The sequence below is a fragment of the Hymenobacter sp. GOD-10R genome, assembly GCF_035609205.1.
Lineage (GTDB): Bacteria > Bacteroidota > Bacteroidia > Cytophagales > Hymenobacteraceae > Hymenobacter.
Map to the genome: position 1 here is coordinate 794,737 of NZ_CP141184.1, position 19,864 is coordinate 814,600.

The 19,864-nt window shown below is 53.4% G+C and carries 21 protein-coding genes; 14 read left to right on the plus strand and 7 right to left on the minus strand.

The annotated features are described in order from the left end of the window. Nucleotides 1–31 precede the first annotated feature (31 nt). Both SD425_RS03265 and SD425_RS03270 read right to left on the minus strand, forming a co-directional pair. The gene (locus SD425_RS03265; protein WP_324675364.1) at nucleotides 32–799 is read right to left on the minus strand and encodes a TerC family protein; all 768 of its coding nucleotides are present in this window, start codon (nucleotides 797–799) and stop codon (nucleotides 32–34) included. 123 nt (nucleotides 800–922) lie between these two features. After that, nucleotides 923–1,414 (minus strand): YajQ family cyclic di-GMP-binding protein, encoded by a 492-nt coding sequence (locus tag SD425_RS03270; RefSeq protein ID WP_324675366.1) that lies wholly within the window; start codon nucleotides 1,412–1,414, stop codon nucleotides 923–925. 89 nt (nucleotides 1,415–1,503) lie between these two features. On the opposite strand from SD425_RS03270, the gene SD425_RS03275 reads away from it, so the two are divergent. Beyond that, nucleotides 1,504–1,977, plus strand: coding sequence for a GNAT family N-acetyltransferase (locus tag SD425_RS03275; protein WP_324675368.1), 474 nt, complete (start codon nucleotides 1,504–1,506; stop codon nucleotides 1,975–1,977). Nucleotides 1,978–2,059: 82 nt separating this feature from the next. Next, a complete protein-coding gene (locus SD425_RS03280) occupies nucleotides 2,060–2,506 on the plus strand; it encodes a PaaI family thioesterase (protein WP_324675370.1) in 447 nt (148 codons plus the stop codon). A gap of 115 nt (nucleotides 2,507–2,621) precedes the next feature. Here the strand turns inward: SD425_RS03280 and SD425_RS03285 are convergent, their stop codons facing one another. Both SD425_RS03285 and SD425_RS03290 read right to left on the minus strand, forming a co-directional pair. Continuing rightward, complete coding sequence (locus tag SD425_RS03285; RefSeq protein WP_324675372.1) at nucleotides 2,622–3,599, minus strand: NYN domain-containing protein; 978 nt, start codon at nucleotides 3,597–3,599, stop codon at nucleotides 2,622–2,624. Between the two features lie 587 nt (nucleotides 3,600–4,186). After that, nucleotides 4,187–4,927 carry a metal-dependent hydrolase gene (locus SD425_RS03290; RefSeq protein WP_324675374.1) on the minus strand — a complete coding sequence of 247 codons (741 nt, stop codon included), beginning with the start codon at nucleotides 4,925–4,927 and terminating at the stop codon, nucleotides 4,187–4,189. A gap of 439 nt (nucleotides 4,928–5,366) precedes the next feature. Here SD425_RS03290 and mfd point away from each other — a divergent pair, with 439 nt between their 5' ends. Continuing rightward, entirely contained in the window at nucleotides 5,367–8,807 is a 3,441-nt protein-coding gene (gene mfd, locus SD425_RS03295) for a transcription-repair coupling factor (RefSeq protein ID WP_324675376.1), read from the plus strand. Nucleotides 8,808–8,968: 161 nt separating this feature from the next. Then, nucleotides 8,969–9,358, plus strand: coding sequence for a hypothetical protein (locus tag SD425_RS03300; protein ID WP_324675378.1), 390 nt, complete (start codon nucleotides 8,969–8,971; stop codon nucleotides 9,356–9,358). Nucleotides 9,359–9,403: 45 nt separating this feature from the next. Here the strand turns inward: SD425_RS03300 and SD425_RS03305 are convergent, their stop codons facing one another. After that, nucleotides 9,404–10,483 carry a chemotaxis protein CheB gene (locus SD425_RS03305; protein WP_324675380.1) on the minus strand — a complete coding sequence of 360 codons (1,080 nt, stop codon included), beginning with the start codon at nucleotides 10,481–10,483 and terminating at the stop codon, nucleotides 9,404–9,406. 396 nt (nucleotides 10,484–10,879) lie between these two features. Between SD425_RS03305 and SD425_RS03310 the strand changes: the two genes are divergently transcribed. Then, complete coding sequence (locus SD425_RS03310; protein ID WP_324675382.1) at nucleotides 10,880–11,428, plus strand: GNAT family protein; 549 nt, start codon at nucleotides 10,880–10,882, stop codon at nucleotides 11,426–11,428. 99 nt (nucleotides 11,429–11,527) lie between these two features. Here the strand turns inward: SD425_RS03310 and SD425_RS03315 are convergent, their stop codons facing one another. Beyond that, a complete protein-coding gene (locus SD425_RS03315; RefSeq protein WP_324675384.1) occupies nucleotides 11,528–12,505 on the minus strand; it encodes a GlxA family transcriptional regulator in 978 nt (325 codons plus the stop codon). 283 nt (nucleotides 12,506–12,788) lie between these two features. Here SD425_RS03315 and SD425_RS03320 point away from each other — a divergent pair, with 283 nt between their 5' ends. From SD425_RS03320 to SD425_RS03340, 5 genes are all read left to right on the plus strand, one after another. Further along, nucleotides 12,789–13,247: a DoxX family protein gene (locus SD425_RS03320; protein WP_324675386.1), complete on the plus strand. Its 459-nt coding sequence runs from the start codon at nucleotides 12,789–12,791 to the stop codon at nucleotides 13,245–13,247. A 73-nt stretch (nucleotides 13,248–13,320) separates the two neighbouring features. Beyond that, nucleotides 13,321–13,851 carry a dihydrofolate reductase family protein gene (locus tag SD425_RS03325; RefSeq protein ID WP_324675388.1) on the plus strand — a complete coding sequence of 177 codons (531 nt, stop codon included), beginning with the start codon at nucleotides 13,321–13,323 and terminating at the stop codon, nucleotides 13,849–13,851. Between the two features lie 120 nt (nucleotides 13,852–13,971). Next, nucleotides 13,972–14,307, plus strand: coding sequence for a hypothetical protein (locus SD425_RS03330; protein ID WP_324675390.1), 336 nt, complete (start codon nucleotides 13,972–13,974; stop codon nucleotides 14,305–14,307). A 193-nt stretch (nucleotides 14,308–14,500) separates the two neighbouring features. After that, nucleotides 14,501–15,760, plus strand: a complete 1,260-nt coding sequence (locus SD425_RS03335; protein ID WP_324675392.1) for a dipeptidase — start codon at nucleotides 14,501–14,503, stop codon at nucleotides 15,758–15,760. 196 nt (nucleotides 15,761–15,956) lie between these two features. Further along, nucleotides 15,957–16,169: a hypothetical protein gene (locus tag SD425_RS03340; RefSeq protein WP_324675394.1), complete on the plus strand. Its 213-nt coding sequence runs from the start codon at nucleotides 15,957–15,959 to the stop codon at nucleotides 16,167–16,169. On the opposite strand, the gene SD425_RS03345 is transcribed toward SD425_RS03340, so the two are convergent. Next, nucleotides 16,147–16,602, minus strand: coding sequence for a DUF2141 domain-containing protein (locus SD425_RS03345; protein WP_324675396.1), 456 nt, complete (start codon nucleotides 16,600–16,602; stop codon nucleotides 16,147–16,149). The two genes, SD425_RS03340 and SD425_RS03345, sit on opposite strands and share 23 nt — an antisense overlap. A gap of 368 nt (nucleotides 16,603–16,970) precedes the next feature. Between SD425_RS03345 and SD425_RS03350 the strand changes: the two genes are divergently transcribed. The 4 genes from SD425_RS03350 (at nucleotide 16,971) to SD425_RS03365 (ending at nucleotide 19,827) form a co-directional block, all read left to right on the plus strand. Continuing rightward, entirely contained in the window at nucleotides 16,971–17,411 is a 441-nt protein-coding gene (locus SD425_RS03350) for a hypothetical protein (RefSeq protein WP_324675398.1), read from the plus strand. Nucleotides 17,412–17,614: 203 nt separating this feature from the next. Beyond that, a complete protein-coding gene (locus SD425_RS03355) occupies nucleotides 17,615–18,244 on the plus strand; it encodes an HAD family phosphatase (RefSeq protein WP_324675400.1) in 630 nt (209 codons plus the stop codon). Nucleotides 18,245–18,429: 185 nt separating this feature from the next. Further along, entirely contained in the window at nucleotides 18,430–18,963 is a 534-nt protein-coding gene (locus SD425_RS03360; RefSeq protein WP_324675402.1) for a YceI family protein, read from the plus strand. Between the two features lie 105 nt (nucleotides 18,964–19,068). Further along, complete coding sequence (locus SD425_RS03365) at nucleotides 19,069–19,827, plus strand: alpha/beta hydrolase (RefSeq protein WP_324675404.1); 759 nt, start codon at nucleotides 19,069–19,071, stop codon at nucleotides 19,825–19,827. Nucleotides 19,828–19,864 lie beyond the last annotated feature (37 nt).

The following is a 19,864-nucleotide window of genomic DNA, read 5'->3' on the forward strand; positions in this document are numbered from 1 at the left end:
GAGCGGGCTTTTTTGATAAGGAAAACCTAGGTTAGTCGTACTGCGAATCACGCAAGGCTACGGGCTCGGCTTTCTTCCGCATGCGCATGTTGAGCAGCTCGACCACTAGTGAGAAAGCCATGGCGAAATACACGTAGCCCTTCTCAATTTCCTTGTGGAAGGCTTCCATCACCAGCATAATACCGATCATGATCAGGAACGACAGCGCCAAGATCTTGATGGTTGGGTTGTGGTTCACAAAATCGCTGATGTAGCCGGAGAAGGCGAGCATGATGCCCATCGCGCAAATCACCGCCGCAATCATCACTAGCACGTTGTCAACTAAGCCTACCGCTGTCAGGATCGAGTCGAAGGAAAACACAATGTCAATCAAGACAATCTGGACGATCACCCGCGCAAGGCTCTGATAATTACCAGCGTTGATATCCTCCTCGCCGCCCTGCAGCTTGGTGTGAATCTCGGTAGTGCTTTTCGCCAGCAGAAACAAGCCACCTGCCAGTAGGATAAGGTCGCGACCCGATACTCCAAAGTTCGACTCGTCCAGGAATGGCAAGTTCAGCGTAATCAATGGCTCTTTCAAGCCCACAATCCAGGTAATGCTCAGCAGCAAGCCAATGCGGAAAACGAGCGCCAGCAAAAGTCCGATAGTCCGGCCGCGTTGCTGTTGCTCATGCGGCAAACGGTTGACGACGATGGAGATAAAGATGATGTTGTCGATGCCGAGTACAATTTCCATGAACGTCAGCGTAAGGAGGCTGACCCAGGTATGTACATTCGCAAAGGCAGAAAAGTCGAACATTAAAGGGAGCGTTGATGAGTTGGAAGGCTACGTCAGCAAAGAGCCAATGAGCTAAGGAAGTCGAGGTGAGCTGTATTGGGTGTTGGGCTACAGGGCAGACTGCTACCTCGGCAGCACCCCAACCTAGCTTTTCATATTTACGAACTGCAAGGGCTGGCCAATATCAGCGCCCCGGAGAAGGGAAATTACCTGCTGGAGTTCATCGATCTTCTTGCTCGACACACGCACTTGCTCGTCTTGGGTTTGCGCTTCTGCTTTGATCTTGCTGTCTTTGATGAGCTTGATGATTTTGCGGCTTACCTCTTTATCGATGCCTGCACGCACTTTTATGGTCTTTTTCACCAGCGCACCCGCTGCTTGCTCTTCCGCCGAAAAGTCGAGCGCGGTGCCATCAATGCCTTGCTTTACCACGCGGCCCAGCAGGATATCTTCCAGCGCCTTTAGGCGCATCGAGTTTTCAGAGCTGAGCTGAATCGTGTTGGCTTTTTTGTCTAGCTCGATTCCGCCCTTGGTGTCGCGCAAGTCGTAGCGGGTCAAAAGCTCTTTTTTAGCGGTATTCACCGCGTTTTCCAGTGTTTGGGGGTCTACTTTGCTTACAATGTCGAAGGAGGCCATAGTGCAGCAGCTAATACGTGAGATAGGCTGTACGCCAATTAGGATGGGTTGTTGACGTGCAGATCAAAGGTAGGAGTTTGCCTACATTGTTGGCAGTTTCTTCTGCTTGCTACGTGTACGCTATTATGGACCCCACTACTCCTGTTACTCCAGCCGAGTTTGCCGCTTACTACGATTTGCGCTACCGCGTATTGCGTGCCCCGTGGAATCAGCCCCTAGGCTCGGAGCGCGCCGACGATGATGAAGCGCCCGACACAACCCATGCCATGCTAACGGCTCCCGATAAGACAGTAGTAGGAGTGGCTCGCCTGCATCCGTCAGGACCTAGCCAAGGGCAGGTGCGCTACATGGCCGTCGATCCGGCTTGGCAAGGCCACGGTGTTGGGCGAAAATTGTTAGAGTACCTGGAAACAGTTGCCCGGCAGCGTGGCCTGACCGAGTGCATCCTGCACGCCCGCGATACGGCTGTTCCCTTCTACTCGCGAATGGGCTACGAAGTGGTAGCACCTTCTCATACACTTTTTGGCAGCATTCCGCACTTTCTGATGTGCAAGCCATTATAGCTGCCGCACGCAACCTAAGCTAGGTGCAAAATCAAATTATAAATCAGTCAACCAATTCCAACGCATTCGAACGGCAAGCCTTATGGACCTCGCAAAGCAAGTAGCCATCTACAATAAGATTAACCACTATGGCCGCACTAATGGGATGGAATTGCAGGTGCAAGCGCCCGGCGAAGTAACCTACACCATGACGGTGCGAGAAGAACATTTGTCTTCCCCAAACACCTGCCACGGCGGCGTGATAGCCGGCCTGATGGATGCAGCCCTAGGTGCCGCCGCCCTTACCCTCGCTATGCCCGTGGGCGAGCTAGTATCTACAGTGGAGTTTAAGATAAATTACCTACAGCCGGTGTATCTGCACGACGTATTGGTGGCGCGGGGCTGGGTAGAACAGGCCGGCAAAACGTTGGTAGTGACCAGCGCAGCTATTGCTTGCCATAATCGTGATGAAATAGTGGTGGCGCGCGCTCTAGGTACCTTCAATCGGTACCCGGCTAGCAAGCGAGATTTCGAAGGGTTGGCCAGCTAGCTGCGAATGGATAGCTAGAATAGAAAGCAAAACTAACCCACCTAGAAACGACACCGCCGGATAACCCCGTGTTGCGGCGGGACTATCCGGCGGATAAGAGTAGTATCAAAACGACTTACAGTCGATCGGAAGAGTTTGCTTCGGGCTCCTCTTCGTATTCTTCACTGTCTTGTGGGGGCTGTACTTTACGTACGTTGCGTGCACAATCTTCGTCGCGGTGGTTACGGCCAACGGTAAATTCAACCCAGTCGCCTTCACGCAGGTCGTTAAAGTCACCTTCTGACATATCAGCGTAGCTGAAGAACAAGTTGTTTGGCGGCATCACTACGAAGCCAAAACCATTCTTCAGGTTTTTGATGGTGCTGATACCAACCGTGCCAACCGGACCGGCAGCTGTTGGGCCCGTGGGGCGCACTGGCTTAGGCGCAGGGAAGGCTACCGGCTCTGGCTGGTTAACGAAGAGATTTTCAATGATTTCTTCGCTGCTAGCTAAGCCATTGTCGATTACATCGTGCATGCCGATTGGGTACGTTGCATGCTCGAGTAATTGTTGCGAAGCGCGGGTAACGCGGTTTTCGCCTTTGAAATCGACGTATTTGAAATCCCAGTTCAGCAGCATAACACGCGTACCGATGGTATTCAACTTCTTGATCAGGGGCACATAGTCGCTGTCGCCAGCGATGAGCACGATTACGTCGAAGCTCTTGTGCAGTGCTAGTTCTAGGGCTTCGAGGGCCAACCACACATCAATACCTTTTTCCTGCAAACGGCCGTCGCGCGTTTTCAAAGGCATGTAATGCGTGGTGATGCCTAGGTTCATCAAAATATCGTCAAGCAGACGGTCGTGGAACAACCGGTCTTTATCGCGTGCTTCTGTGGCGCTCAGGCGGCCTCGGAAAAAGTGAGAGTCAGTAATTTGGCTCAGACGTACATCTACGTCTTCTTCTTCAGCTACTTGATGGCGGATATATTCATGTAGACCTTCCAAGCTAATGCGAGCTTTACGTTCGTGTTGGAAGTAGTAGTAATCGCTGATTTTCAGGAAATAATTGCCGTCATAGAAGACGCCTATCCGAATCAGTGGGCTATTCATCTGGTTCATACGAGAAATTTTTGTGTGCGCAAAAGGGTGTGGTAACAGAGCGGATAATTGGTGCAACTGACTTATTGCAAGTCAATAAGACGAGCAAAGATACAAGGTACGAGGATTAGGTTGGCATAACTTTAAGCCCAACGGGTTTCCTGCGAGTAAAGGCGGAAACAAGAATGTGGAACAACGGGCGTAAAGTTTTTTATCAGCTAAAGCTCTATCCTATGTATATGAAATCTCAAAAAATAGCAAACCAATCGAAACGCCTAACCAACTTACCTAATGCAACAAAGCCTAACATAGTTTTAACTTAGAACATTAAGGAGATGCAATACTAGGAAATAAAACATTGCCGATCAGTATAGACGCCAAGTAAAAGGGCCGTCTTATATCCTAATTATTGCTTGGAAGTAGCTTGATAAGTAGCTAAAGCAAATATACCATTTCGTTCTTCTATCTGAAAAACTCTATTGTCTAAGAACGACGAACTGACCTAGGTTGTAGACGGAAGATGGTAATTGAACGACCAAACTGGTTATTGCGTTTGTCCAATTTTATGTTTGGATAACGCAAGTTTACTAAACGGTGCTTCAGAAGTGCATCTGGCCAACTACTAATGCCAGTATAAGCAGTGCATAACCAATACAAATGCCTACTTCCAACAAGTTCCCTGACGTGGAACCTGTCGCAATAAGTGGAATTTTTAGGGAGATATCAGATAGGGGGAGAAACCAGCGGACTCCTTGTTTGGTGAGCGAATCGGCGACCAAATGGGAGGCATAGCCTGCTCCCGCAAATTGGGCTACACCGTGCCAGCCTAGCGACTGGTTGGCAAGATATCCTACGTACGTCCAGAAAGCCGTTGCCCAGAGGGTATGCGTCCAAGAGCGGTGAGATGTGAAGGGTGCCAGTGCTACAAATGCGCCTAGTAGGCTAAGCCAGAGAAAGCCAAAATACAAACCCACAACGGCTGTGCTGGCGCCCGTAAACAGCAAGGCTAGCTTACGGGCCGAGCCGCCCTGCATACCTAGCCCAATAAGGCCGAAAGCAAGGGCTGCGGTGTAGCTCATGCGCTGTTCGCGACCAGGCGGCAGCGTGAAATACGTGTACGCCGCGATACAAAGCGCGCCCGCCGCAAATGCCCAACGGACATAATTCTGAGCAAAGCCTAGCCGTTTGCTCAAGCGGCTGCCAGGGTGGTCAAGGTCGGGAGCGAGGGAGGAGAAGCCCGCTAAGGCAATACCGAAAGGAGAGAAGGGTACCCCAGGGAGTAGGCCGGCAACGGCGACACCGGTAATAAGCCCAATAGCTAAGTGAGAAGAACCGCGCACGAATAATTATGGGATAAAGAATAAAGTGCAAAGATACCAGCGCAAGATGGTAAGGAGTGAGATACCTAGCCTTTTGTAGTGCAATTTATTTTGTTGTTCGTAGCAGATAAGGTGCTTTTTTGGTGATGCTGTGCAATTTTCTACAGCTTTTTATATTTTGCCTAACTCATTGGGTTATAACATGACAGACTGCCTAGCTGCTCGATATGGTAGTAACTGAAGCTGTTTTCTATTCACTAGTCCGATTAACGCAGGTGCGGCCAGTACTGGCTGTCTGGTATTCGGTAAGGAATAGATAAAAGAACACAAGGTTGAGCTTCCGGATGGGTGGCGGAAACTTTCGAGCCGTTGCGGCGGTATTGCCTACGTACCATGCCCGACCAGAGAAGTCCTCTAGCCGGGCTTCTTCCTTTGCCCCTCGTCTTAGAAACTATTTATTTTGAAAGCCTCCGAATTTATTCAGCTTTATCGCCACGACCCGGACGTGTTGCACGTGGCTACTGCGCTGAAAGAAGCGTCAGCCAATGGACCAGCACGCCTGCATGTTCGTGGTTTGGTAGGCAGCCAGGACGCGGTGCTGGCCGTGACGCTGCACAAGTTGCAGCCTGAGCAGCATCACTTATTTATTCTACACGACCGAGACGAGGCTAGCTATTTTTTGGCCGACTTGCAGCACTTGCTCGGCAACGACCACGAGCCGCTGTTGTTTCCTAGCTCCTACAAGCGGGCTTACAGCTTCGATGAGACGGAAAACGCCAACGTACTCATGCGCGCCGAGGTATTAAACCAGCTCAGCTCCAGAGAGAAAGTTGGGCAATTACTCGTGACGTATCCGGAGGCCCTGACGGAAAAGGTTATCAACCGGCAGAGCCTGGTCCAGCACACATTCTCGGCGAAGGTGGGCGATAAGCTCGACGTGAACTTCTTGGGCGAAATGCTCGCTGAGTACGACTTCGAGCGTACTGACTTCGTGTATGAAGCTGGCCAATACGCCGTGCGCGGCGGTATCGTGGACGTGTTTAGCTACGCGAATGAGCTGCCGTTTCGCATCGAATTGTTTGGCGACGAGGTAGAAAGTATCCGCACGTTCAACCCCGAAAGTCAGCTTTCGGTGGAAAAGCGCGATTATATCAGCATTGTGCCCAATGTGCAGACCAAGCTGCTGCAAGAAAAGCGAGAGTCGTTCTTAGACTTTATTCCGCGCAATACGACTGTTTGGTCCAAGGACATGCGCCAGACGTTCGACGTAATTGACGAATCGTTCGACAAGGCAGAGCAGGGCTTTAAGCAGGTGCTAGAAGAAGGTGGTGGTGTACAGATCGTGAGTAAGCCGGAAGACTTATTCGAAACGGCGAAGCTGGTAAAGAAGCTGCTCGATAACTTCACCGTAGTAGAGTTTGGGAAGCGTTTCTATTATAAAACGCCCATCGAGTTTGCCTTTGCCGCTAAGCCCCAACCTAGCTTCAATAAGGATTTCAGTCGCATCGTCAAAAACCTGAAGCAGAACCAAGAGCAGGGCTACACCAACATCCTCGCGGCCGACTCGGTGCGGCAGGCCGACCGGCTCCGCACCATCTTCGATGAACTCGATAACAACGTGCAGTTTCAGCACCTGCTCATTGCCCTGCGTGAAGGCTACGTAGACGAAACGCTGAAGCTCGTGGTGTACACCGACCACCAGTTGTTTGAGCGCTATTACCGCACCCAGGAGGTGCGAAAGTTTTCGAAGAAGAAAGCGCTTACGCTTAAGGAACTGCGCACACTTCAGCCCGGCGACTACGTGGTGCACCAAGACCACGGCATTGCGCGCTTCGCCGGCATGATGCAGGTCGAAATCAACGACAAGGTGCAGGAAGCCATTCGGTTGGTGTACCGCGACGATGACGTGCTGACGGTGAGCGTGCATGCCTTGCACAAGATTGCTAAGTACAGCGGGGCTGAGGGGACGCCGCCCACCATGAGCAAGCTAGGTTCGCCGGAATGGGAGAACAAGAAAAAGACCGTCAAGAAGAAGGTGAAGGACATTGCGGCCGAGCTGATTCGGCTGTACGCCAAGCGCAAAACGGCGCCGGGTTATGCCTTCTCCAAAGACAGCTTCATGCAGGCCGAGCTAGAGTCGAGCTTCATTTATGAAGACACGCCCGACCAGGCTAAGGCCACAGAAGACGTGAAGCACGACATGGAGGTGCCGCACCCCATGGACCGCCTCGTGTGCGGCGACGTAGGGTTTGGCAAAACGGAAGTGGCCATCCGGGCCGCGTTCAAGGCTGTGGCCGATGGTAAGCAGGTAGCCATGCTAGTACCGACCACTATCTTGGCTATGCAGCACTATCAAACCTTCCGCGAGCGACTCTCCAATCTGCCTGTGACGGTGGAATACGTGAACCGCTTCAAGACTACCAAGCAGATCAAGGAGACTTTAGGCCGGGTAGGAGAGGGCAAGACCGACATTTTGATCGGTACGCACCGCTTAACCAACAAGGATATCAAGTTCAAAGACCTAGGTCTGCTGATCATTGACGAAGAGCAGAAGTTTGGGGTAAAAACCAAAGACAAGCTGAAAGAGCTGAAGGTGAATGTGGACACGCTCACGCTTTCGGCCACGCCGATTCCGCGCACACTGCACTTCTCGCTCATGGGTGCCCGCGACTTGTCGGTGATTGCCACGCCACCCCCAAACCGCCAGCCGGTGCAAACCGAGCTGCATGTGTTCGACGAGACCATCGTGCGCGATGCCGTGGCCCGCGAGCTAAAGCGTGGCGGCCAGGTGTTCTACGTGCACAACCGGGTGAAAGACATTGAGGAGCAAGTGGCCATGATTATGCGCCTCGTGCCCGACGCCCGCGTGACGTATGTGCACGGGCAAATGGAGGGCGACCAGCTCGAAAAGCGAATGATGAAATTTGTGGAGGCCGAGTACGATGTACTGGTGGCCACGAACCTGATCGAAAGCGGCTTGGACATTCCCAATGCCAACACCATGATCATCAACCGCGCCCACCTAACTGGCCTCAGCGATTTGCACCAGATGCGTGGCCGCGTAGGACGTTCGAATAAGAAGGCGTACTGCTACCTGCTCACGCCGCCGGTAGCCAACCTACCCGCCGACGCCCGCAAGCGTCTGAATACGCTAGAAGAATTCTCGGACCTAGGGGCCGGTTTCAACGTGGCCATGCGTGACCTCGATATTCGGGGCGCCGGTAACTTGCTAGGTGGCGAGCAAAGCGGCTTCATCAACGACCTAGGTTTCGAGACGTACCACCAGATTCTGGATGAGGCAGTACAGGAGTTGAAGGAAACGGAGTTCCGCGACCTGTTTCTGGGGGATCAGACGGGCCGCTTGCAGGAAGCTGCTGCCATCAACCGCTCGAAGGAGTGCAACATCGAAACGGACCTGCAAATCCTGATTCCGGAGCAGTACGTTACGAGCGTATCGGAGCGCTTGCAGCTCTACTCGAAGCTCGACCGGGTGAAGGATATGGGCGAGCTGCGCAAGCTAGTGAACGGCATGATTGATCGGTTCGGACCATTGCCACACGAAGTAGAACAGCTCATCGATATTGTGAAGCTGCGGTGGCAGGGTTGTCAGGCTGGCTTTGAGAAGATCACCCTCAAGAAAGACCTGCTGAAAGGCTACATTCCGGCCGAAAACAACGAGGCTTATTTCCAAGGAGCTCAGTTCGGTAACATCCTGAACTACGTGCAAACGCACCCAAACAAGGCCCGCATGAAGGAGCGCAAAGACCAGCTCATCATCAGCATTGAGGAAGTGAAAAACGTGCAGGCCGCCAAGCGCATCCTCAGTGAGCTAGGTAGCGAGGAAAAAGCCGAGCAACCTGTACTCGCAGGTTCGGCAAGCGACAACGAGGACGAGAGCTAGGTTGCCGTTTAGTGCTACAAGATGACTTTATCCCGCTAGTTCCTTTCCCTGTTTGGGGAGAACTGGCGGGATAAATTTTTGGTACTACAAGGGTTGAAACAAGCTAGGTTCTTTTTTATATTTCACAGAAAGAGACTTAGTGACCTGTAACCTTGCTAGCTATGCCCTATTCGATGAACGCTAATAGAAAAGCATGGTGGCACCTAGCTACGGTGAGTACGCTCCTGTTGGTGGCCGATCAGTTGCCGGACTGGCACAAGCTGTGGTTTGTGTCGGAAACCGGGCATTTTCACACTACCTATACCATCACGGCGGTGCTAGTACTAGGCCTATTTCTGCGCTGGCGGCCAGCACTGGGGCTTTTAGTTGCTTGGCAGGTGCTGCACTTATTCCTGATCTACTTTGCGCTTTCGCACGATTTATCGGGAGGAGAATACACGTTCGGGTATTTGCTGCTAGCTTTTTTGCGGTTAGCGGCGCTATGTATCCTCTTCTTTTCCGCTGATATTAACCGGTATGTGAGACGACAGCCGATAGCGCTTGCTAGCTAAAAGAGCCAAGCGGGAGAGTTGAGAACGGAATGTCAGACCGCGTAGCTAGTCGGTTGTTTTGCGTCGCCGGTTTGGGCGCCGGGGAGCTTTGTCTCCGCTCAGCGATTCGTGGTTGAAAATGGAGCTGTGCACGATGCGTGCTTGCTGACCGGTTGTCTCGGCCTTGGCGAAAAACGTATTTGCTATGGCTTGCTGGCCTTCATCAGCGAAGTGCTCACCTAGGTGTTGCAGGAGCATTTTGCTTTCTTCTAGCCCGCGCATCGACTGGTAAAGCATCGCTTCCACCGATTCGGTTACTTCCGAGAGCAAAGCGCTAATAGTATATGCGTGGCCGGTGTGGCAGCGAAAACGGATTAGCTTGCCTTCGATAAGTTGCGTGAGGGCGCCGTGGCATTCAGGGCAGGTAAACGCCGTGAGCTTGCCCTGATTGATGATGCCCATTTCGAAGGCATTATCATTCTTGGCAATACTTAGCTCAATCTCTATTCGGGTCAAATCCTCTTGCGCCATTTTGGGTTCGGCAGGCACGGGTTCCATGGTAAGCTTCACTAGCAACGCAGCCAGTTCGGACAGTGGCACCACATGATCGGCCTTCACGTACTCTAGCGCGTTGTTAGGTATGGCCGGCGACTGCGCGTCCGCTGGGTCCTGCACTACCGTCACCCCGCCTAAACGTTGGATACACCACAATCCCGAAGTGCCATCGTCGAGGTAGCCGGTCAGGACTACCCCAATTACCCTCGGGCCATACTCGTAGGCCGCCGAGCGGAATAGCGCATCAATAGACGGCCGAAACCGATTTTCCTTCGGGCCACGCTTCACCAGTACTTTATCGTCTTCGATCAGCAAGTGGTGATCAGGCTGCGCGACGTAGATGGTGCCCGGCTGTACCTCCTCTCCATCTCGTGGGTGCTTAGCGGGTAGCGCCGACACATGACTCATCAACTGCGGCAAGATGCTGTCAGCGTAGGGAGCCATGTGCTGCACCACAAGAATGGGAGCTGGAAAGTCATGGGGTAAGCCCCGCGCAAGATCCATCAAGGCAGTGACTCCTCCCGACGAAGCGCCAATCACTACAATATCCCGTTTTGGCTGGGAAGCTTCGTTTTTCGTGTGTGTTGCCATACTGATGAATTTACACAGAGGTATAGGTATAGGTATAGGTATAGGTATAGGTATAGGTACGAAAACCATCTCCCACGGTTTAGTATGCTCCTATCTGCTTAGTGCAAACAGCTAGCTTCGAGAACCGTTCTCCTCCTAGTCCTTTAGTGCCTAGCTCTATGTAGGTTGCGTTGAAGAAAGAGACAGTTTGGTTATTTTAAACTTTCGATGGAAGCTCAACCAGATTGCTGTCAGCAGCGCAATGTACAGAAGTAACTGATATATCATTGGTTTAGCGCAGGTCACTCTTCCGGGGAGGCTATGAATTCAGGCAAAGCTTTAGTCGAGCCCAAGTAATTGTCTATATTCTGAGGAAATCGGCAACGGTAAATCCGAGTGCCCGCAACTGACCTCGCTATGTTCAAGGCCTTGCAATCGAATTCGATAACCCTACACCTCATCAACGACGACAACTTAGCCGAGGTGTACGAGCTATTCCAAGGGCATCCGGACTCAAAATCAATGGTGGCGGAGATGTTTCGCAACTACTTGCCGCGCTACGAACAAGGCCAGCGCACCAATTTTGGCTTCTACTCCATGCTTGGTGACGAGCTAGCCGGTATGACGCTGCTCACGGTGGATAGCTGGGAGGAGCGCACCGGTTCTACCGGCGCCGACGTGTTTGAGCACATGCGGGGCCGTGGCGTCACGCCCCGCAGCAAGCCACACTTGTTTTACCTAGCTTTTGAATTGCTCGGCCTGAACCGAGTGGCGACTGGTTGCCGCGTATCCAACGTATCCTCCAAGCGCTCCATCGAGAAGACCCTAGGTTTTCAATTTGAAGGTGTGATGCGCGAGTCGGGCGTAAACGACCAGGGTGAGTTTGAAGACGAGTTGCTTTACGCCATTCTGCGCCGTGACTGGCTAGCGCTGTACGATAAGTCGCTGGTGCGGGTGATTGAGTAAGACTTAGTAGCGCTGCATGCGAGACGTGCAACGATCGCACGCAAAATTCCTCTCCGCGAAACGGCGTTATTGACATGTTGTAGAAACCTAGGTTCGAACCTAGGCTACTCGTTCCCGGCTGTATTTGTCCCGGTATTGTTTCGGCGATAAGCCCGTGATGCGCTTGAAGGTATCCCGAAAGGCCTTCGGGTCGGTGTAGCCGACGTTATACATCACCTCGTTCACGTTTTCCCGCGACGATTCCAGGCTGTTTTTGGCGGCTTCTACCTTCACCCGTTGAATGTATTCGACCACCGAGTTGGCCGTGGCCTTCTTGAAGCGGCGTTCTAGGTTGCGGCGGCTTAGGGCTAGCATATCAGCAAGCTGATCGACGGTAATCTTCTCCTGGTAATTATCCTCGATGTAGGTCTGAGCGCGTTTCACCGGCTCGTCGCCGTGCTCCTTCTGGCCGTTGAAGATGACAAAGGCCGACTGGCTTACGCGCTCAATATCAATTTGGAACACCTTGGCGCATAGCACGGCCATGTCGCGGCCAGCGTATTTCTCGATGAGATAAAGCACCAAGTTGAGGTAGGAGAATGCTCCGCCACTGGAATAAATGCCGTGCTCGTCGGTGATAAGCCGGTTCTCGACTAGCTCCACCTCCGGGAACATGCGACGAAAGTCGTTGGCGGCGGCCCAGTGCGTTGTGCACTGCCGGCCGGTGAGCAGCCCCGTGGAGGCAAGCAGAAATGCACCCAGGCATAAGCTAGCTACCTCCGCCCCTTGTCTGTACTGTTGAATAATCCAGGGCACAAAGTCGCGGTTGGCTTGCAACGCATCCGCCGGGTCGCCGTCCACCGCCGGGATGACAACCAAGTCCGTGCGGTCCACATCTTCGGTCAGTAGTTCCGTGTACACATTGTACATGCCCCCGCATACGGGCGTGGCGTGCGCTAGTCCCACTAGCTGCACCTGAAACAATGGTGGCTTGCCCATGCGCGCCAGCAGGGCATTTACCTCAGAGAATACCAAGCGGGGCCCCTCGATGCTGCCCAGTATGGCGCCGCGCGGAACCAAGATGGTGATGTGCTTCATAACCGGAAACTAACGTGACGTGGATAACAAGCAACCAAAATTTAGTGGTGTAAATGTGCTAAAATATTTCGCAATATCCTGCTAATATTTGTCGCAATTCACCCGCAGATCGTCGCATTTGCCCCCGCTTTTTGGCTAGCCTTTCGTGCACCTTTGTATAGTTCGGCAGACGCCTGAATGCTTGATAATCACACGAAAGCAATTGCTGAGCGGGCCCAAGGGCTGCGGCTGCGTTGCTGCTTCACCTAGGTTCTCCATCCTTCCACTTCTTACCCTGTAAGCTATGAAATCAAAAACTCTCCCCATTCTTTACTGGAGCATCACGGGCTTATGTTCCTTGGCGATGCTGATGGCTGGTGTAGTAGAACTGGTGCGAACGACTGAGGGGCAGGAAATCATGCGCCACCTAGGATACCCGGTGTATGTCCTTACCATCATCGGCGCGGGCAAAACGCTAGGTGCACTAGCTATTATCCAAGGCTGGTTCCGTACCCTGAAAGAATGGACATACGCGGGCTTCACCATCAATTTGCTAGGTGCCGCGGCCTCCCGCGCTTATGCCGGCGACAGCCTCGCGCTGATTGTGTCGCCCTTCCTATTTCTGGCGGTGCTGCTCACGTCATATTTTCTCTGGAAAAAGCGGCTGGCACAATCCAAGCGTCAGAGGCAACCCTCTACGCTGCACGTAGCATCTGGGTCAGCAGAAGAGAAGCTAGCCCAGGTAACGGGCCTTGTAGCCTAACAACCTAGGTCGTTTAAGGCCTACCAAAAAAGGACGTGTTTACTTCTGCTTAAAAGCTATGAGAAAGGTGATTGTGTCTGAATTTCTATCGTTGGACGGTGTTATGGAAGAACCCATGTGGACGTTCAACTACTTTGGGGAGGACCAGGCGAAGTACAAGCTAGACGAGCTCATGGCCTCCGATGCGCTGTTGCTGGGCCGCGTAACATACGAAGGGTTCGCCACTGCTTGGCCCGACCGCAAGGATGAGCAGGGCTTTGCCGACCGCATGAACAGCTTGCCTAAGTATGTGGTATCGACCACGCTGAACGAGGCGGAGTGGAACAACTCCCACGTAATCAGCGCAAACGTGGCCGAGGAAGTAACACGGTTGAAACAACAACCTGGGCAGAACATTCTGGTGGGCGGCAGCGGACAGCTCGTGCAGTCCCTGATGCAGCACGACCTCGTCGACGAATACCGGATCATGTTCTTTCCGGTGGTAATCGGGAAGGGCAAACGTTTATTCAAGCAAGGCAGTACAGCTACTCTAAAGCTGACAGATGCTCAGACTTTCGCCTCCGGCGTCACGGTGCTCACCTATCAGCCTGATCGTAAGCACTAACCTAGCTTCGTGACGAAGCTAGGTGCCCGTCTGAACATAGCGTCTTCTTATCTCGTATGTGTCGCTGAGAGGCCAATAGGCCTTTGAAGTCTCTGACTTTCCTCCATAAGACACAACACGATGAAAACACTACTTGCACTTGCGACTGTATGCGCCCTGAGCATCACGGCCGCTGCCGCTCAAACGACTTCTCCTGCTGCTGGCACCACGCCTACCATGAATGGTACGGCTAGCCCCCAATCGTCGCCTCCAGCTCAGCCAAACTCCTCCCTAGGTACGTTACCAAGCAGCAACACCCAGCCAGCCAGCGACATGCAAACGGGCACCACAAGTGGCTCTACTATGTCGGGTGGTATGACCGGCGGCAACATGCGGAAGGCAGACAAGGCCATGAAAAAAGACCGCATGAAAAAGTCGAAAATGAAGTCATCGACTTCTACCAGCACTACGCAGTAAGCTGCGAAGCCTCTGTTAGAAAAGGCCACCGATAGGTGGCCTTTTTCTTTGGTCCTTGTATCAAGTGCCGAGCACAACCTAAGTGCTAGCATTGGAACTAGGTAGGAGGAGGCTAGCTATTCTGGGGCGCGCATAATGGCATCTTGCCGGGTGCTGTGTACCTTGTTTGCCTAACGTATTGCTGTTGGGTACCATGTCTCTCCTGCGCTCCGCCTTTCTACCGATGATGTTAACGCTTGCGACACTATCAGCTCGCGCCCAAACCGACGAGGCTAAACTACAAGCCAAAGCCCGCGCCATTCACGAACGGGCCTTTGTCCTCGACACGCACCAGGATACGCCCGGCAACCTCCTCAAACCTGGTTTCGACCTCACCAAAGACCACACGCCCGCGGAAGAGGCGCAAGTTGACTTCCCCAAGATGAAACGTGGCGGCCTCGATGGCGCTTTCTGGGCCGTGTACGTGGGGCAGGGCCCGCGCACGCCGGAAGGCACCGCCGCCATCCGGAAAGAGGTACAGGCTCTGTTCGACGTCATTCACGGCGCCATCAAGCAGTACCCCGCCGAACTAGCGTTGGCCACCACGCCTGCTGAGGCGCTGCGCATCCGCAAGTCTGGGCAGCGCGCGATATTCATTGGCATGGAAAACGGTTACCCCGTTGGGCAAGACCTAGGTATGCTTCAGCAGTATTATAATCAAGGCGCCCGCTACATCACGCTCTGCCATTCCTCCAACAACGACATCTGCGATTCCTCCACCGACCCGAAGGGGCCCGAACACCAAGGCCTGAGTGCCTTCGGCCGCCAAGTGGTGCAGGAAATGAACCATCTGGGTATGATGGTCGACGTGTCGCACACCTCCGATTCGACGGTGTATGACGTGTTGCGTCTCTCCACGGTGCCCATTATTGCCTCGCACTCGGGTAGCCGCGTGCTCAGCAACATGGCGCGCAACCTCACCGACGACATGCTCCGCGACCTAGCTCGCCACGGTGGCGTGGTGCAGCTCAACCTGTTCAGCCCGTACGTCAAGACCGAAACAAAATCGCCCGAGCGGCAGGCCGCCGAGCAGGCTTTCTGCGCCAAGTGGCAGATCAAAACCTTCCTCAACGTGTACGCATTGCCGCCCGCTGATCGGAAGGAGGCGTTAGCTGAATACACGCAGATAGAAAAGCAATACCCCGTGCCCCTGGCCAACGTGCAAGACGCCGCCAACCAGATCGACCACCTCGTGCAAGTAGCTGGCATCGACCACGTGGGCATTGGCTCCGACTTTGACGGTGGTACCATCCTCGATGGCCTTGCCGACATCGGCGACTTCCCGAATCTGACCCTAGAACTAGTGCGCCGCGGCTACTCGGCACGCGACATCAATAAAATCTGGGGTGGCAACCTGTTTCGGGTGATGCGCGCCGTAGAGCGAGGCAAGGGGAAAGGGCCGCGCAAGAGCTAGGTACTTAGCAGTAAAGCAAGGGTTATTGAACGAGTCCAATAATTTATCGTTTAATAACTAGTGGCTTTCCATGAGAAGAGCCCTTGTTCCATTCTGAGCATCAAGAAAATGAAATCGATTCGTTTGTTTTTGGCTATAGTGTCTTGCTTTGCGCTTACCAATTGCGTTTACCACCGCGATAGTGCCTACCGCGGCCGTGACAACGACCGCCACGGCCGTCACAGCAGATATGACCGCCACGATCGGCACCGTGGCTACGCGCATGACCGTGACCACGACCATGACCGTGGGCGCTACTAACCTAGCTTACACCACAGAAAAAGGGCCGCTCCTGATCAGGAGTGGCCCTTTTTCTGTGTACGGTACCACTAGCGGTGCCGTCGCTTTTATTCTTTCAAGGCGATGGTGACTACTGTGTTCGTCTGACCAACCGTGAACTTGCAATCGTTAAAATCGGGTGGGCTGAGCTTAGGACGTACGTTGTTGGAAAACGCGAATGGCTCCGTCGGAATGCCGAGGAAGTTCTTGTCTAGCTTGTCGTTGTTGTTGGTATCCTGGGTAATAGCCACGGCCCAATCGCCCTGGGGCAGCTCTACGGGCAGCATGATCTTGTTTTGGCCGCTGGGCTGCACTACTTTCTTGAACACGTAGCCGTCGGGCTTCAAAAACTTCTCCCGCAAGTTGTAGAAGTACAGCTTCACGGCCGACTTGGTGGAAGCTAGGTTCGATACAACAACCGTGATGGAAGAAGTGGCGGCCGGATCTTCTGCGCTTGCTTGCGCGACTGAGGTGCTGATAAGGCTGCTACCTACTAGCAGGAGCGTGAGTTTGGCTTTGGGCATAAAGAGAAAGAAACGCAAGTGCTGGTTACGGGCGAAACACTTACGCCTACGAAAAGATTGCATAGGTCGCTGGCATTCTGGCCTAAACGAAGCCAGGCAAGTAGTACCAACGCCAACTGTGGCGTAAAAGATGAGCCGACCGGATACCTCCCAAACTAGCAGTGTAGTGAAGCAATTCAGATCAAATGGGAGACAAGCTGAACGGCACGCATGAAACTTAAAAATTTTAGTAGTCTAGTAATGAACCGGTTATAGCTGAACAACATCCTATTTTCTAATCTTAGTGATAGAGGTGCACGTAAGTATTTGACAACCAGTATGTAGTGTTCAGCTTACCTTTCTCCTCACCCAACCCAAAAAATACTTTTATGAAAAAGTTAGTTGTGATGGTTGCCGTATTGGCAGCTACGCTGGCCACGGCCAAAGCACAAACTACTTCCGGCTCTACAGGCGGCGGTAGCACTTCGGGTTCAACTGCTGGTGGCGGCACGTCGGGCTCGGGTAGCATGTCAACCTCGGGTTCGGGTGGCAGCACTTCCGGCTCGGGCACTATGTCGACTTCCGGCTCTACAGCCGGCGGCTCTACTTCGGGCAGCGGTCGTATGTCGGGCTCGACGAGCGGCTCCGGACGTTCGATGAACAAAGCCACGGGCACCAAAGGCTCCATGCGCGGCAGCAAGAGCGGCAGCCGTTCTGGCAGTGGTTCATCGAGCACGAGCGGCAGCGGTAGCACGAGCGGCAGTTCGACGGGTGGTAGCACCAGCGGCAGCACTTCTGGTAGCGGCTCCACCACCGGCGGATTGCGCTAGCCACACGCGCCTAGTCCTTTGCGATTTCCAAAACGCCCGGTAGCACCGGGCGTTTTTTTGTGCCTTGTTTAGCGAGAACCACGCGCCCCAAGCAGCCAGAGGCAGCTGCCAAATCTTGCGCGGTACCTACCTTCGCCCCATGCTAGCGTTCCTGCCGCAGTTCTGCGCGCAGGTGAAACTGGCCTCATATTCACGTTTTTCTTATGACTGCTCCTGCTATTACTACCATCATCTTCGACCTAGGTGGCGTGCTCATCGACTGGAATCCGCGCTACCTCTACCGCCGACTCATCACCGACGACCAGGAGCTAGATACATTTCTAAGCACGGTTACTACTTCTGACTGGAATGAAGAGCAAGACGCTGGGCGCTCGTTGGCCGATGGCACGGCGCTGCTGGTGGCCCAGCACCCACAGCACCGCGAGTTGATCGAGCACTTTTATGGGCGTTGGTCGGAGATGCTCGGTGGCGCCATCGAAGGCACCGTAGAGGTTCTGACTGAGCTGAAAGCTAGCCAGCGCTACCACCTGTATGCGCTCACCAACTGGTCAGCCGAGACGTTTCCGATAGCACTGGAGCAGTTCGATTTTCTGCATTGGTTTGAAGGCATCGTGGTATCAGGCACAGAGAAAATGCGCAAGCCGACCCCCGAGTTTTATCACCTGCTACTCACGCGCTACGGGGTAGAAGCCCAGCAAGCCGTGTTCATCGACGATAACCTGCGCAACATTCAGGCGGCGCAAGCCATTGGCATGCACACGGTTCACTTCCAATCAGCCGAACAACTACGCGCCGAACTGGAGACTTTGGGCGTACTATCCACGGTCAGCTAGAGCCTGCCTGCGGTGGTAAGTTGGACGCAAAAAATAAAAATAGGACAGAATTGATTGATGTACGTACATTAATTAGTACCTTTGTCGCAGTGGTTGCAAGGTCAGAGTCAAAGACAAGACTTGACGAACCGGCAGCTACCAGATAATTAACTACTATATATTCATCATTTCAGTTCTTCACTGACATGGCAACTACCAAATGGGTCATTGACCCCATGCACTCCGAACTTCAGTTCAAAGTAAAACACCTCGTTATTTCGACCGTAACGGGCTCGTTCAAGAGCTTCACGGGTGAAGCAGAAACGGAAGGCGAAGACTTTGATAACGCCAAAGTGCGGTTCTCTGCCGACATCGCTAGCATCGACACGGGCCAAGAAGGCCGCGACGAACACTTGAAAGGCGCCGATTTCTTCGACGCAGCGCAGTATACGCAACTCACGTTCGAGTCGACTTCGATGACGAAAACTGGTGACGACGAGTACAAGCTCGTTGGCAACCTGACCCTGCACGGCGTAACGAAGCCCGTAACCCTGAACGTGGAGTTTGGTGGCGCTACCAGCGACTTCTACGGCAACTTCAAAGCTGGCTTTGATGTGACCGGCAAGATCAGCCGCAAAGAGTACGGCCTGACCTGGAGCGGTGTAACCGACGCTGGTTCTGTGGTAGTAGGCGACGAAGTGAAGCTCGTGGCTAGCGTGCAGTTCGCGAAGCAAGCATAACCTAGGTCCTGAAACCTAGCTTCTGAAAAGCCATCCGTAAGGATGGCTTTTTTTGTGACCAACCAGCCAGCGCTGCGTATTAGTACACTTGCTAACTACTTGCTTATGCCTTCCCAACCGACCCTCGTATTCTTGCACGGCTTCGCCGAAAGCCGCGAAATATGGACTGATTTCACGCGTGATTTCCCCGCGCACTACCAGATCTTAGCGCCTAACTTTCCCGGCTACGGCGCGTCAGATGCTCCGCTAGTCGATGACTACTCGATGGAGGCACTTGGTGAGTTTATCAAGAAAGAGCTAGGGAGGGTAGGCGCTTCGCAGGCGGTACTAGTCGGGCACTCGATGGGTGGGTATGCAGCCCTAGCGTTTGCCGAAAAATACCCGGCGCAAGTAGCAGGCTTGGTACTCTTTCACTCATCGGCCTTGCCCGACGACGACAGCAAGAAAGCCAACCGCGACAAAAACATCAGCTTCGTGGAGCGGCATGGCGTGGAAAAGTTCATGAGCACCTTCATCCGCCCGCTCTTTGCCAACACCAACGAGCAAACCATGATGAACGAGCGCCAGCAATTGGAAGAAATGGGCATCAACACGCCCCAAGCCAGTGTGCTGGCCGGCATGCAAGCCATGCGCGACCGGCCCGACCGCACCGACGTGCTGCGCAAAGCCACATTTCCAGTGCTGTTCATCGTGGGCAAAGAAGACCTAGCCGTGACGCTCGAAACTTCCTTAGCGCAAGTGGCGCTGCCACCGGTGAGTACAGCGTTATTTCTGGATAGCGTAGGGCATCTAGGCTTCGTGGAGCGTCCCACCGAAACACGACGCGCCGTGCTTGACTTTGCGGCTAGTGTATTCGCAAAGTAACTGACCTAGGATATCGTTACCTAGGTCAGTCACCGCT